Source organism: Cytobacillus firmus (genome assembly GCF_023657595.1).
GTDB classification, from domain to species: Bacteria; Bacillota; Bacilli; order Bacillales; family Cytobacillaceae; genus Cytobacillus; species Cytobacillus firmus_B.
In genome coordinates, this window is the sequence record NZ_CP098323.1 from 2,290,295 (window position 1) to 2,303,973 (window position 13,679).

Annotated in this window: 12 protein-coding genes and 1 pseudogene; 6 read left to right on the top strand and 7 right to left on the bottom strand. The window is 41.8% G+C overall.

Translation table 11 applies throughout. From position 1 onward, the window contains the following. Positions 1–94: 94 nt before the first annotated feature. From pflA to NAF01_RS11660, 3 genes and pseudogenes are all read left to right on the top strand, one after another. On the top strand, positions 95–823 hold the full coding sequence (gene pflA / locus NAF01_RS11650) for a pyruvate formate-lyase-activating protein (protein WP_250802326.1): 729 nt from the start codon (positions 95–97) through the stop codon (positions 821–823). A gap of 692 nt (positions 824–1,515) precedes the next feature. Continuing rightward, a pseudogene (locus NAF01_RS11655) lies at positions 1,516–2,694 on the top strand (IS256 family transposase). A gap of 524 nt (positions 2,695–3,218) precedes the next feature. Next, positions 3,219–4,328: a hypothetical protein gene (locus tag NAF01_RS11660; RefSeq protein ID WP_241746527.1), complete on the top strand. Its 1,110-nt coding sequence runs from the start codon at positions 3,219–3,221 to the stop codon at positions 4,326–4,328. Positions 4,329–4,557: 229 nt separating this feature from the next. Here NAF01_RS11660 and nadE read toward each other — a convergent pair whose 3' ends face one another. Then, entirely contained in the window at positions 4,558–5,379 is an 822-nt protein-coding gene (nadE, locus tag NAF01_RS11665) for an NAD(+) synthase (protein WP_250802327.1), read from the bottom strand. A gap of 27 nt (positions 5,380–5,406) precedes the next feature. Further along, positions 5,407–6,864, bottom strand: a complete 1,458-nt coding sequence (locus NAF01_RS11670) for a nicotinate phosphoribosyltransferase (RefSeq protein WP_048011112.1) — start codon at positions 6,862–6,864, stop codon at positions 5,407–5,409. 387 nt (positions 6,865–7,251) lie between these two features. Here NAF01_RS11670 and NAF01_RS11675 point away from each other — a divergent pair, with 387 nt between their 5' ends. Further along, a complete protein-coding gene (locus tag NAF01_RS11675) occupies positions 7,252–8,316 on the top strand; it encodes a glycoside hydrolase domain-containing protein (protein WP_250802328.1) in 1,065 nt (354 codons plus the stop codon). 32 nt (positions 8,317–8,348) lie between these two features. Here the strand turns inward: NAF01_RS11675 and NAF01_RS11680 are convergent, their stop codons facing one another. Further along, positions 8,349–9,278, bottom strand: coding sequence for a lysylphosphatidylglycerol synthase domain-containing protein (locus tag NAF01_RS11680; protein ID WP_250802329.1), 930 nt, complete (start codon positions 9,276–9,278; stop codon positions 8,349–8,351). Positions 9,279–9,813: 535 nt separating this feature from the next. On the opposite strand from NAF01_RS11680, the gene yidC reads away from it, so the two are divergent. Continuing rightward, the gene (gene yidC, locus NAF01_RS11685; RefSeq protein WP_048011115.1) at positions 9,814–10,602 is read left to right on the top strand and encodes a membrane protein insertase YidC; all 789 of its coding nucleotides are present in this window, start codon (positions 9,814–9,816) and stop codon (positions 10,600–10,602) included. A gap of 109 nt (positions 10,603–10,711) precedes the next feature. Further along, entirely contained in the window at positions 10,712–11,266 is a 555-nt protein-coding gene (locus NAF01_RS11690) for a YhcN/YlaJ family sporulation lipoprotein (RefSeq protein ID WP_250802330.1), read from the top strand. A gap of 39 nt (positions 11,267–11,305) precedes the next feature. Here NAF01_RS11690 and NAF01_RS11695 read toward each other — a convergent pair whose 3' ends face one another. From NAF01_RS11695 to NAF01_RS11710, 4 genes are all read right to left on the bottom strand, one after another. After that, positions 11,306–11,509 (bottom strand): DUF6501 family protein, encoded by a 204-nt coding sequence (locus NAF01_RS11695; RefSeq protein WP_048011117.1) that lies wholly within the window; start codon positions 11,507–11,509, stop codon positions 11,306–11,308. Between the two features lie 134 nt (positions 11,510–11,643). Then, the gene (locus NAF01_RS11700; RefSeq protein ID WP_197245849.1) at positions 11,644–11,886 is read right to left on the bottom strand and encodes a hypothetical protein; all 243 of its coding nucleotides are present in this window, start codon (positions 11,884–11,886) and stop codon (positions 11,644–11,646) included. 88 nt (positions 11,887–11,974) lie between these two features. Then, positions 11,975–12,421 (bottom strand): VOC family protein, encoded by a 447-nt coding sequence (locus NAF01_RS11705; RefSeq protein ID WP_197245847.1) that lies wholly within the window; start codon positions 12,419–12,421, stop codon positions 11,975–11,977. A gap of 369 nt (positions 12,422–12,790) precedes the next feature. Beyond that, entirely contained in the window at positions 12,791–13,660 is an 870-nt protein-coding gene (locus NAF01_RS11710; protein ID WP_250802331.1) for a gamma-glutamylcyclotransferase family protein, read from the bottom strand. Positions 13,661–13,679 lie beyond the last annotated feature (19 nt).

Sequence of the window (13,679 nt, forward strand, 5' to 3'; positions counted from 1 at the left end):
GGATGGGGGGCCATTTTAATCGGCTCCCTTCTTCAAAAAGCTTTAGCAAGGTGCAGCTGCGGCTGCCCCGGTGCTTATGGAAAGGAAGATGATCATGCACGGCAACATTCATTCAATAGAGACATTCGGTACAGTAGACGGACCTGGCATCCGGTATGTTATTTTTGCACAGGGGTGCCTCCTTCGCTGTCAATTTTGCCATAATGCAGATACTTGGGAAATTGGAACAGGGAAGCAAATGTCCGTTTCAGAAATCATGAATGACCTGCAATCCTATCTCCCTTTCTTCGAGGCTTCCGGAGGCGGCATCACAGTCAGCGGCGGTGAACCTTTGCTGCAGATTCCATTTCTTATAGAGCTTTTTAAAGAATGCAAGAAACTTGGCATTCACACTGCCATAGATTCATCAGGGGGCTGCTATTCCAGCTCCCCGCTTTTTCAGACACAGCTGAAAGAGCTTTTGAACTATACGGACCTGGTACTGCTGGATTTGAAACATATTGATAGGGAGAAACATAAAAAACTGACAGGACTTACAAATGAGCACATCCTTCAATTTGCGCGGTTTCTGTCTGATCATCAGGTGCCTGTATGGATCCGCCATGTGCTGGTGCCAACAAGGTCTGATGATGAACGGGATCTGGAACGATTGGGCTGTTTTATAAAAGAGTTGAACAATGTGGAAAAAATTGAGGTTCTCCCCTATCACAAGCTTGGTGTGTATAAATGGGAAGCGCTTGGATTGGAATATCCGCTGAAGGATATTGATCCGCCGAGTTTGGAAAAAACTGAATGGGCCTATCGGCTTTTGGCTGGGTTATAAAAGTTGGTTTTGATTTAGGATTTTAGTTGCAGCGTTTTATGTGGTTTGCCCCAATTTCGATTGGGGCTTTGTTTGTGTCTTGTAGTTGTTCTTTTGGGTGTCGGGTTAGGACGCAAAAGTGATGCCGGCTGAGTCTGAAGTTGACTGGTGTTCGGACACAAAACCGCGAACAGATGCTCGCTGAGTCCGAAGTTGGCTGGAGTTCGGACCCAAAACTGCAAACGGATGCCGGCAGAGTCCGAAGTTGGCTGGGGTTCGGACACAAAACCGCGAACAGATGCCCGCTGAGTCCGAAGCTGGCCTGAGTTCGGACACAAAACCGCGAACGGATGCCGGCTGAGTCCGAAGTTGGCTGGGGTTCGGACACAAAACCGCGAACAGATGCCCGCTGAGTCCAAAGCTGGCCTGAGTTCGGACACAAAACCGCGAACTGTTGCACGCAGAGTCCGAAGATGGCTGGGGTTCGGACACAAAACCGCGAACAGATGCTCGCTGAGTCCGAAGGTAGCTAGAGTTCGGACCCAAAACTGCAAACGGATGCCGGCTGCGTCCGAAGTTACCCGGAGTTCGGACCCAAAATCGCAAACTGGTGGATTAAGTCCATATAATTGTGTAAAAAGAAAGAGTCATTTTATTCTCTCTTGGCAACACTGTTTTCTACCACAGAAAAACTAGTGAAAAGAGGAATAGTAATGACTCAAGTACAGTTTAACCTGAATGTTGATGTTTTAAAAGAAGCTATTGTAAATTCCAATCTTGATATGGTCATTAAATCAGCCGTTGTGTTGGTACTAAATGAGTTTATGGAAAAGGAAAGGGATGACTATTTAAAGGCTGCCCCTTATGAACGCGCTGTTGAACGCCGTGACTACCGGAACGGTTACTATGAACGTGAACTGTTGATGAGTATCGGAAATATAACCCTAAAGGTTCCACGCACACGTAATGGCGAGTTCTCAACTACTGTTTTTGAAAAGTATTCACGATGTGACCAGGCCCTGGTCCTCTCAATGGTGGAGATGGTTGTCAATGGGGTTTCAACGAGGAAAGTGACCAACATTGTAGAACAGCTTTGTGGTAAGAATGTGTCCAAATCGTTTGTTTCTTCTCTTACACACAAGCTTGATCCCCTTGTGAATGAATGGGCCGGTCGGCCCCTGAATACAACCTACTACCCTTATGTTTTTGCCGACGCCATGTATATAAAGGTCCGTGAGCACAATCGTGTCGTATCCAAGGCTGTTTATATTGCGACAGCCATTGCAGAGAATAACACCCGTCAAATACTTGGCCTAAGTGTTGACCATGTGGAAAGTTACGAAAGCTGGAGCCGTTTTTTTCAACAGCTTAAATCACGCGGCCTCTAATCACCAAAACTACTGATCTCGGATGCTCACCAAGGGCTTCAGAGAGCCATTCAACGTGAATTTATCGGGACGGCCTGGCAAAGATGCAGTGTCCACTTCAAACGGAATATCCTTGGAAAATTGCCCAAAAAGGATACAGCCGAAATCCGCATGATGATTAAGCGGATATTTGAAGCAGTTACGATTGAGGACATACGCCAGTTCAAGGATGAATTGATGAACCGTTTTAGTAATGAGGCGAGATTTGAAAAAGCGCTTACCATCTTGGATGAAGGTTTCGAAGATACCATTCAATATATGAATTTTCCTGACCATATCCGGATCCATATCCGAAGTACCAACTCATTGGAACGGCTTAATCAGGAGGTTCGCAGAAGGGAAAGAGTGATTCGCATTTTCCCCAATTCTCAATCAGCTTACCGTTTGGTTGGCGCAGTTCTGATGCATTACCATGAGTCAGATTACTTAAAGAGGAAGTCTTTAATGGGTGGCAGGCTAAAGTAGTCGTATTTTCAGCTTCACTTCCATCATGGATGATTACATCTCCGGGAAGGGATGTCAAATTGAAAATCATTTGACATCCCTTCCCGGAGATGAAGAAAAAAATCTATGGAAGCTTCGCTAAAAAAATGAAAAGGTTTGGTTGAAAACACTTGCCATTGATTTTACACAATAACCAGGACTTGACTAACTGGTGCACGCAGAGTCCGAAGTTGGCCTGAGTTCGGACCCAAAACTGGAAACGGATGCCGGCAGAGTCCGAAGTTGGCTGGAGTTCGGACCCAAAACTGGAAACGGATGCCGGCTGAGTCCGAAGTTACCCGGAGTTCGGACTCAAAATCGCAAACTGGTGCACGCAGAGTCCGAAGTTGCCGGAGGTTCGGACTCAAAACTGCGAACTGGTACACGTTGAGTCCGAAGTCGCCCGGAGTTCGGACTCAACATCGCAAACAGATATACCGAGTTCACCAAAACTTCAATATTATTTACCCCTCAAATAAACTATAATTAAAGTGAGGTGGATAATTATGACAAATGCATTGAAAAGGCCTAATTGGCTGATGTTTGGTGTGCTGTTATCTATGATTCTGTTTTCCAACTACTTTCTTTACAGGACCACGCTTTTTGGTCCGGTTCCAGACGGTGCGGCGGTTGGCTCCCTGTTTGACTTGCTGGTTGTTGTACCCTTATTGGCGTATTTCCTTATCCTTCGGAAAAGGTATTCGCTGAAGTATTTAGGGGCAGTTATTTTAGCAGGATACGGAGCTGCCTATTTTATTATCCCTGCCAGCCAATTTTCGCAGTTTGCCTTTTTACCTTATATAATTGTTTTTTCCGAAGCGCTTTTTATAGGGCTGGAGTTGTTTATTGCCTATAAAATTCTTACTAAGCTGCCTGTACTTTTAAAAGAATACCGCAGGCTAAACGGTATTAATTCTCTATTTCTCTTTAATGTTAAAAGGGCGGCTGAAACGCATTTGCCGAATAATAGGTTGGGAACTGTATTTATAACTGAATTCGCTATGTTTAATTATGCCCTGTTTTCATGGAAAAAGAAGCCCTCCATAAAGCATGGAGATAGTTTCACATACCATCAAAAAACAAGTGTAAATGCTGTTTATATTATGCTGATCCATGCGATAGCCATTGAATCGATCGGACTTCATTATTGGCTTCATTCATGGAATGCTATTGTGGCATATATCATCTTAATAGCAAATATATATGGCATTATATACTTTCTGGCCGAGATCAACGCAACCCGCTTAACCCCTTTCGTCCTTACTGATTCTCATTTGCTGCTGCAGTCAGGATTCTCAAAAAGCATGTACCTTCCATTGGAAGATGTTAAAGAAATCAACTATTATGATGGTCCCGAAAAGTTCAGCAGACAAGAAATGAATGATATATTTGATGCCAGATTGCCTGATCTTATCCAGGAAAAGCCGATGTTCGAAATTATACTTAAGGAGCCGGCAGTTTATGAGCTGATGTACGGTATGAAAAGAAAAGCAAGCCGCATCGTTCTGAATGTGGATGAACCGGAGAGATTTTATCGCAGTCTAACGGGCAGTAAGACCCCGCTTCAAGACTCAGAGGAATCCATGGAGGATAAGCGGGGGTCAAACTGCCCGTAAGGCCCGATTGGTGAGATACAGTGAAACTTGCCGACGCGCAGGCAGAGGCTTAGTTGAACCAATCGGGTTCGTAGTGTCGATTGATCGAAGCGCTAGCGGAGATCTTAGCGACACTAGAACGGGACTAACAATCAGTGGGGATAGAGTACACCCCCACTGATTGAAGTTTCAAACAAATTAGCTCAAAAGTAAAGGAAAATCCCGAGGGATTTTCCTTTTTTGTGTGGGCTTATTTCCACCAATTATCGTGCATGGATGCAGGCATCTGGCGCTTATGTTCGGAAACGAAGTAACGGTTTTCAATCTTTTCTACTGCTTCCGGACTTACTGATTTTCCTTCCAGGTAATCGTCCAATTCATCATATGAAATACCCAGTTCTGTTTCATCAGCCTGTCCCGGTTTCTGGTCCAGAAGATCGGCAGTCGGCACTTTTAAGTAAAGTCTTTCTTCTGCTCCAAGCTCTTTAAGCAGTGCCTTTCCCTGTCTTTTAGTCAGTCCGGATAATGGCAGGATATCTGCTCCGCCATCACCATATTTTGTGTAAAATCCTGTCACTGCTTCTGCTGCGTGATCTGTTCCGATAACCAGCAAGCCAAATTGGCCGCCAATTGCATATTGGGCGATCATTCTCATGCGGGCTTTCACATTGCCTTTGTGATAATCCTTTAACGGTTCCTCCGGCAATATACGATCATATTCGGTTTTTACTTCATCAACTGCATTTTTAATATTAAATACAACCTCACGGTCAGCCTGGATAAAGGAAAGCGCCAGCTGGGCATCCTTTTCATCCTGCTGTACACCATATGGCAGGCGGACTGCCATGAATGTTGCCTCCTTGCCTTCTTTTCGCAATTCTTCAACAGCGAGCTGGGCAAGTCTTCCGGCGAGAGTGGAATCCTGGCCGCCGCTTATGCCCAGTACATACCCTTTGGCATTCGTTTTAACAAGGTAATCCTTTAAAAACTGGATTCTGTTTTTTATCTCTTCTTTTGGATCAATTGCTGGATTCACATTTAAATTTTCCATAATTTCTTTTTGCCTATTCATTGCAGGTTCCTCCCTCTTCCTATAGCTTCAGCTCTTTATATTTTGTTTAACCTGGCTGATCATGTTCATTTTATTATCCCAGCACTCCTGGCTCAGGTCGACCGGGTATTCCTCCGGATTTAAAGAACGGCGGTACTCATCCCATAATACGTTGAGATTTTCCTTTGCAAAGCTCTGCATCTCTTTTAAGGATGGAACTTTATAGGTAAGCTTCCCTTCCTGGAAAATCACTTTATGCAATTCTCTCGCTTCGAAATTGGTAACGAATTTGCTTACGAACGTGTGAACTGGATGGAACATCTTAAGCCTGGGTTCTGCTTGAGGATTCTCATGATCCAGTGCAATATAGTCTCCCTCTGATTTATGGTTGTCTTTGTTAATAATCCGATATACTTTCTTTAGGCCGGGAGTGGTTACTTTTTCCGGATTGCCGCTGATTTTTATTGTGTCAGTCATCTTGCCATCTTCATTTTCTATTGAAACGAGTTTATAAACAGCTCCTAATGCTGGCTGCTCATAAGCCGTGATCAATTTAGTGCCAATGCCCCAAATATCGATTTTCGCTCCTTGAGCTTTTAGGTTAATGATGGTGTATTCATCCAGATCATTTGATGCAATAATCTTTGTATCATGAAAACCGGCTTTATCCAGCATTTTCCTTGCTTCTTTGGAAAGATACGCCAAGTCCCCGCTATCCAGTCTTATTCCTTTAAAGTTGATTTGACCTTCCATTTCCCGGGCGACTTTAATGGCGTTCGGGACTCCGGATTTCAGCGTGTCATAGGTATCTACGAGAAAAACACAGTCTTTATGAGTCTGGGCATATTTCTTAAAAGCGGTATACTCATCCTGATATGCCTGTACAAAAGAATGGGCATGGGTTCCTGCAGCTGGAATACCAAATTTCTTGCCGGCTCTTACGTTAGATGTCGCATCAAACCCTCCTATATATGCTGCTCTTGTTCCCCAGATGGCAGCGTCCATTTCCTGTGCCCTTCTGGAACCAAATTCCATAGCTGTCCCATCCCCAATGACTTCTTTGATTCGTGTAGCTTTTGTCGCAATCAAGGTTTGGTAATTTATAATATTTAATAGTGCTGTTTCTACGATCTGGGCTTCTGCCAGCGGAGCTTCTACACGCATAATCGGCTCATTGCCAAACACAAGCTCGCCTTCTTCCATTGATTTAATGGTTCCTGAAAAAGTCATGTTTTTCAGATATTCAAGGAAATCGTCCGCATAATTCAATTCGTTTTTTAAGTACTGCAGGTCACTCTCGGTGAATCTGAAATTCTCAATATACTCGATCACTCTTTCGAGCCCTGCAAAAACACCATATCCATTCCCAAAAGGGAGCTTCCTAAAATATACTTCAAAGACCGCTTTTCGATTATGTATATTGTCTTCCCAATAAGTCTGCGCCATATTTATCTGGTATAAATCAGTATGCAAAGCTATACTATCATCCGCAAATTCCCTGTGCATAATCGCAACCTCCTGTGACAAATCTTCCTTATGTATTTCTTTTATTGGCTAGTATCCCCCAATCCCATCTTTCTCAACTTAAATGGATGAAAAATTTGCCTATTATTTTAATAGTAGTGAAGTTCAAAGCCTTAAGCAAATTTTTCAGCCTGAATATATACGGATATTTACCCATTTAAGACTTTTTTACACATTCTCAAGCATCTGTTCGTTATTTTGAACAAGCGATACTATCCTGTTATAACGCTTCAAGATTATTTCCCAAACATCAGCAGCTGCGATGTTATTTTAAAATAAGAAACCATTCTTCACTCCCCTTTTGATGCAATCACTAACCTTCCGCCCTCAGCATAAGATGTCATGAACTGACAAGGAGGGCTATGAGATATGGATAGACGGGGCCTTTTGCCTTTCGTTGTGACCGCATTTTTTGCCGTAATGATTTCGCTCTTTACTTTTTCGCTTATGGATTCAAAGGATGCCGAACCGCCAAAAACAGAGACCGTTCCAGATGGCCAAAGCAAAAGCCATGAAAGTGATATCTCGAATGAAGTAAAAAATAATATCAAAGGCAATAAAGCCAATGTGAATAATTCAATCGACAACAATTTAAATAATGGTGAAGATAGTCAAATTGATAATAATGTTACGAATGATATAGAGGTAAATGTGGATGTGAATGTAACAAATACGATAAAAAATAAGGCTGATAAAAATCAGGACTCCGGTCAAAAAGATAATGAAAAGGAAAACAGCAGCGGCGATAAGGATAAGGAAAATGACCAGGACGGCCAATCTGGGGATGATGAAGTCGTTTGGGGTGTAGACTCGGCAAGTCTCACTTCAAGCGACTTGATTTCTTGTGTTCGTGAAAACTTTGGATCTCCTAAAGTATGGGGACGGTATTTAGGTGAAAAAGAAGGTGTATCAGCAGGCATTACACCAGAAGAGGCTGAACTGCTGCAGGGCAATGATATTAAATTACTCGTGATATGGAATCGATTTAATGATGCAACAGGCCTTGAAAATGGACAGAGTGAAGCAAGAGCAGCTGTTCAATTGGCAAAGGAGCTGGGAATACCCGAGGGTGTCGCGGTTTTTGCGGATATCGAGCCTAATTATCCTGTCGACTCTTCTTTTATAAAAGGCTGGTATCAAGCCATGTCAGAATCATCCTATGAACCTGGTATTTATGGAATTTTTGATAAGGAAAAGGCCCTGAGGAAAGCTTTCGATCAGGCTGCAGCCGAAAACACTCCCCTTCTTGAAAACACATTTATATGGACTGCAGCGCCGAATAAAGGAATCACCGCTCAGGCACAGGCGCCTGAATATAAACCTGAAGCTCCGGATAACTCACTGATTGCAGGCTGGCAGTATGGAATTGATGCGGAGGCATGCAATATTGATACGAACTTATTTAACAAAGACATTCTGGATGTTCTTTGGTAAAAATAAAAAATAAAGAGCCCCTAAAGGCTCTTTTACATTTTAAAGCTGTTCTTTGGCATTCCATTATTCCAAAACTGATTCATGATAAACGGTGTGCCGATAAACACAGGAACGATATAATAGCTTAGACGGTAGAACATGAGAATCAAAAGCCCCAGTTCTGATGGGACACCCTGTGATTCCAGTCCGATCAAAAATACAAAGTCGAAGGATCCTATTCCGCCTGGTATCATACTCGCAATACCTGCACAAGCAGAGATGATGACAATCGGAAACAAAACAAAAAATGGAATCGATACTTCCAGTGCTCTGGCAATTCCCCAGATACATATGATAATAAATAGCCACTCCAGTAATGAAACCGTCAGCAGTTCCCCTGCAAACCCCTTTTTGATGTGCTTCGTATTCCAAAATGACGACTTAAAAAAGTAAACGCCCAGCAGCAACGGTGTGTATGCGGCGACAGCCCAGACTGCGATTTTTATAAGCTTTACATCATCATACAAATGTAAATCGGTAAATAGGACGACCCATGACAATATAGACAAGCCTGTAAGGTAAAAAAGTGACAGCTTGGCAATTATTTTAATATACGGTGTACTGCCTGTCAGGTAATCTTTATAAAAATAGGACCTGAGTGTAGCCCCTGCCACACCTCCCAGTCCAATAAAGTTCGAGAATGCGTTAGCAGATAAAGAATAAAATAAAAGCTTTTTTTTAGGAACCCTAATTCTGAAAAGCCTTTGCAATATTTCATCATAAAAATACATTGGAAAAAGGGCAGCCAGTCCCAATAAAAGGATAAAAAATATTCGGCGGACAGTTAGCCGGTCAACATAAAGCTCAAGGAGAGCCCAATTAAAATCAGTGAATATCCCTTTTGCTTCAAGCATGACAAACAGCAAAATGAATAAGGGTACAAGGAGTTTGGCAAGCGTAATAATTGTTTTTTGTTTGAACAAGGACAAAATACCCCACCATTCATTTAGAGAACTAGAGATAATTTAATCTCCCTGATAGAGTGTATCACAAAAGCTTAATATATATATACTTTTTCCTATTATATTCCTATTTAGTGACAATAGAATGGACAAGAAATAAGTTTTTGCAAATGGTTCAATATCTGCAATTGTTATCAATACAGCATTCAATTATACTTAAATATGTGAATAGAGGTGAACTGACATCTTTGAACTATTAATTGAATCGTCTTTTATTTCATCAGAATATACTCTTTATTTAACATATATCATTGGATTAGCTGCTAAGCTGTTAATCATTTGGAAAATAAAGCCTGCTTTTTATAGTCCCGGAAATATCGGGAATAATCAAAATGAATATGAAAACCTTCCAGAGTTTTGCATGGATCGGACCTTTATTTGCGATTCGATTCAGTCGTGGATGGCAAAACTGATCCTGAAAAAAGGCGATCAAAGCGATGAGCCGGAAGGCCTCTCCCCTATTTTATAAAAAAATATAGCGGGAGGTTTGACCTGAATGAGAAAAATAAAACTGTTGCTGGCCATTACTATGATCACCGTATTACCAATATTCTTATCTGCCTGTCAGGCTCAAGGAGGACAAGGAACAAGCTTTTTCCATCAATATTTTGTCAATCCATTTGCATTGGCCATACATGGAACGGCTGTTTTCTTTCATGGCAACTTCGGACTGGCCATAATCTTCATTACTATCGTGATCAGGCTGATATTAATGCCTTTAATGCTTAAACAATATAAAAATCAAAGCTTGATGAAAGAAAAAATGGATAAGTTAAAACCTGAACTTGATAAAATCCAGCAAAAGCTGAAAACAGCGAAAAAACCGGAGGAGCAGCAAAAGCTGCGGCAGGAAATGTTCGGTTTGTATCAATCGCATGGAGTGAATCCTTTGAATGCGGCGGGATGCCTTCCAATCTTGATTCAAATGCCCATTTTAATGGGGTTCTATTATGCCATAAGAGGAAATCAGGAAATTGCGGCACATTCATTTCTCTGGTTTAATCTGGGTCATTCTGACATTTGGATCACAATCATTGCAGGAATAGTGTACTATCTTCAGTACCGGTTCACTCTTAGCAATATGACTGCGCAAACGCCAAAGCAAATGAAATTCATGGGTTTATTGTCTCCTGTAATGATTATGCTGGTTTCTTTAAATGCTCCTGCAGCTTTGCCGCTTTATTGGACTGCAGGCGGATTGTTTTTAGTTTTTCAATCATGGCTTGGAAGAAGATTATATACAAAAGATAAAACTGATCATGTGCAGTTTATGTCAGAATCGTAATGACATGAGGAGCAGGCTTAATGCCATGCTCCCTTTTTGTTTAAAGAAATTTGAATAACAGTATCTATTCTTGGAAAGATAAGGGGGAAAATCAAAAGGAGGAAAGTGTATGATTAAGCGTAAATTAATGATGGCAGGAGCACTGTCAGCAGCATTGCTTGCAGGTTGTGCAACGAATAATAATGATATGAATGAAACAGCTCAGAGAAACAGAGACCTGACAGAGCCGACTAAAGTGAACGACAGCAACTATGGCGAAAATGGACGCACCACTGAGCCGGGGATTGATCTTACCCGCACGGGAACGGACAATGACAATCAAAATGATTCCCCGAGAATGAAGGTTGCTGATAAAGCTGCCGATAAAATTACCTCTATAACAGAGGTTGAATCTGCAAATGTCATCGTAACAGACAATAATGCCTATGTGGCCGCACGCTTAAATGATGGAAATGGAGAATTGACTAAGGATGTTGAGGGTAAGATTTCAGATCAGGTGAGAGCCGTCGATCAGGATATCGATAATGTATATGTGTCTGTTAACCCTGACTTTTATGATCGAATGACAGGATATTCAGAGGACATTCGGGCAGGTCATCCAGTAGAAGGATTTTTTGATGAATTTACACAAACTGTGCGCAGAATTTTCCCGACACAAAGGTAAAAAGAAAACGGCCCATAACAGGCCGTTTTCTTTGTGGGTTTAAGCATCCTGGAAGTAGTCTTTATAAAATCCGCTTACTTTTCCGGAATTGTCTACAATGAAATAAAATTCTTCCGTTTCATTTTTTACATCATAGATATTCCCTGCTGTTAAAGCCCGGTTTACAATGTATTTTGCTGCGTCTGTGTGCACACATTTTACTTTTTTCAATGTTTCGCGTTCATGCCAGTTTAAATGAATCACTATTGCCACTCCTTCAAAGTCTGCATTATTTTCTATGTTTAGTTTTTATCGCAGTCTTACTGCCCGTAAAGGCCCGATTGGTTAACTAACAATCACTGGGAAAGAGAACCCCTACTGATTGAAGTTTCACTTTATTATAATGAATAGGAACGGTTGTCTGCAACCAGATTCTCTTTAGCAGCTGGCATTATCTTCATTATTTTCCGAAACTGCTTGATTTTATCTGCCTCAAATGTATAAACTTCTCCAGTTAACGAGTTTTTCATTGTTAGATAGTTAATTTCACAGATCTGGTCTGTTCGTACAAATTCTAAATGATCATAATGTTCATTATCATATTCCACTTCATAAAAGCCATTATCTGCTAAAATTTTCATTTTGATGACCCTCTTTCTAAGATGATGGCAAAGGTTATATACCACCCGCTTAGCCTGTTTCAAACCACCAAATGAAATTTTGCAGGATTTAGCTTAGTTTTTCCCACTCACTTAGGTGCATTGGATTTAGATGAGGTTTTGCCTCCCCCTCTAAAACAGCGATATATTCTAATGAGTGGCCGTCCGGATCATAAAAATAGATTGAAGCAGCGGGCATCCATGTATGGACAATCGGTTCTGCCGGTGATAGGCCAAAGCTTTCCCTGACCTCGATCTCTTTTTCGGTTAAAAACGGAATAATTCCCCGGAGCTTCTCAGGCGAAACAGAAAAGGCTATATGATTTTTCCTTATTGGGGTGTCTTTTGTTTCCCAGATACCCAGCATGTTATCTTTATTTTCGCCCAGAAAGAAAAATGCTGCTTTTCTGTCTTCTGTCGTGTAAGCTACTTTAAAGCCGAGGTTTTCATAAAATTTGATACTTCTTTCCAAATTGCTTGAGTTTAGATGTGCTTCATATAATTTTGCTCCCTGCATGGTAAGGTCCTCCAATTCATTTTTTATCTGTTTTTATCGCAGTCTAACGGGCAGTAAGACCCCCACTTCAAGACTCAGAGGGATCAAAGGAGGATTAGCGGGGGTCACACTGCCCGTAAAGGCCCGATTGGTGAGATACAGTGAAACTTGCCGACGCGCAGGCAGAGGCTTAGTTGAACCAATCGGGTTCGTAGTGTCGATTGATCGAAGCGCTAGCGGAGATCTTAGCGACACTAGAACGCGACTAACAATCAGTGGGGGATAAGGAAAACCCCCACTGATTGAAGTTTCACTTTATTGTATAAAAAGTGATAACTCTGCCATACAGAAAAAAGGATGAACTTGTGTTCATCCTTTAGTCGTATGCTATCATGCATCCAATCGAATCTTAACTCCCAGTTTTTCCAGCTGCTGTTCAAGCTTTTTGTAATAATCATCACTTACTCTTCCTCTTGCGCCGCGGAGAATTTCAAGAGCGTAATGGTCAGGCGGGGGCAGCTCCCCTTTTTTATTATAGACATGAAAAGTCAGGACATTTTTGTACAATTTATCCTCTGCCTGAACATTTACAAAGGCAGGACGGTACCATTGTCCGTAAAAACCTTCCCTTTGGAACAGATATTCAACAGCTTCATAGGGAAGTTCATATAGAACCCCTTCAGTGACACCGCCATTTTCTATAATATCTGCCCTTCCTCCATCATCCCTGGAAAACAGGTATTGCATCGAATAACCGGCCAATATTCCCCCGCCGACAATCGTTTTGAAATGGTGATCTACATTGGCCACGCAAAATCGTTCATCATCCATACAGGATCCGTAAGCAAAATAATAGGTCTTCTCCGGCTTATCCTTCATAAGCTGGTAAAGCTTCCAATCACCGTGAAGAATTGGTTCTGCCAGCAGGTCATCCCTGGAGGATACATATACTAGTGCATTTACTTCTCCATTATCCGTATGGACAGTCTGTTCCACCCTATCGTATAAATTGTCTTTTCTGCCCGGGATATAATCCTCCAGTTCATCCAGATCGGAAAAATGATCCAAATGCACTTCATAAAGTTCCCCATACACTTTTTGGTCAAGCGATGGTTTCATAGAGGGATAGCCAAGCCCAGTATCAAATAATTCCCCGTATACCCATGCCTGCTCGGCAATGCAGGGGCTTCCTTTTAATACAAAGTGATTGGTTTCATGCATTCTTAAGGTTCCATATACAAACAATTTCTGCGTAGTCATAAGCAAACATTCCCCCTTG

Coding starts and splice junctions, on each gene's coding strand:
- pflA (WP_250802326.1), top strand. CDS start 95: ATGCACGGCAACATTCATTCAATAGAGACATTCGGTACAGTAGACGGA.
- NAF01_RS11660 (WP_241746527.1), top strand. CDS start 3,219: ATGACAAATGCATTGAAAAGGCCTAATTGGCTGATGTTTGGTGTGCTG.
- nadE (WP_250802327.1), bottom strand. CDS start 5,379: ATGAATAGGCAAAAAGAAATTATGGAAAATTTAAATGTGAATCCAGCA.
- NAF01_RS11670 (WP_048011112.1), bottom strand. CDS start 6,864: ATGCACAGGGAATTTGCGGATGATAGTATAGCTTTGCATACTGATTTA.
- NAF01_RS11675 (WP_250802328.1), top strand. CDS start 7,252: ATGGATAGACGGGGCCTTTTGCCTTTCGTTGTGACCGCATTTTTTGCC.
- yidC (WP_048011115.1), top strand. CDS start 9,814: ATGAGAAAAATAAAACTGTTGCTGGCCATTACTATGATCACCGTATTA.
- NAF01_RS11690 (WP_250802330.1), top strand. CDS start 10,712: ATGATTAAGCGTAAATTAATGATGGCAGGAGCACTGTCAGCAGCATTG.
- NAF01_RS11700 (WP_197245849.1), bottom strand. CDS start 11,886: ATGAAAATTTTAGCAGATAATGGCTTTTATGAAGTGGAATATGATAAT.
- NAF01_RS11705 (WP_197245847.1), bottom strand. CDS start 12,421: ATGCAGGGAGCAAAATTATATGAAGCACATCTAAACTCAAGCAATTTG.
- NAF01_RS11710 (WP_250802331.1), bottom strand. CDS start 13,660: ATGACTACGCAGAAATTGTTTGTATATGGAACCTTAAGAATGCATGAA.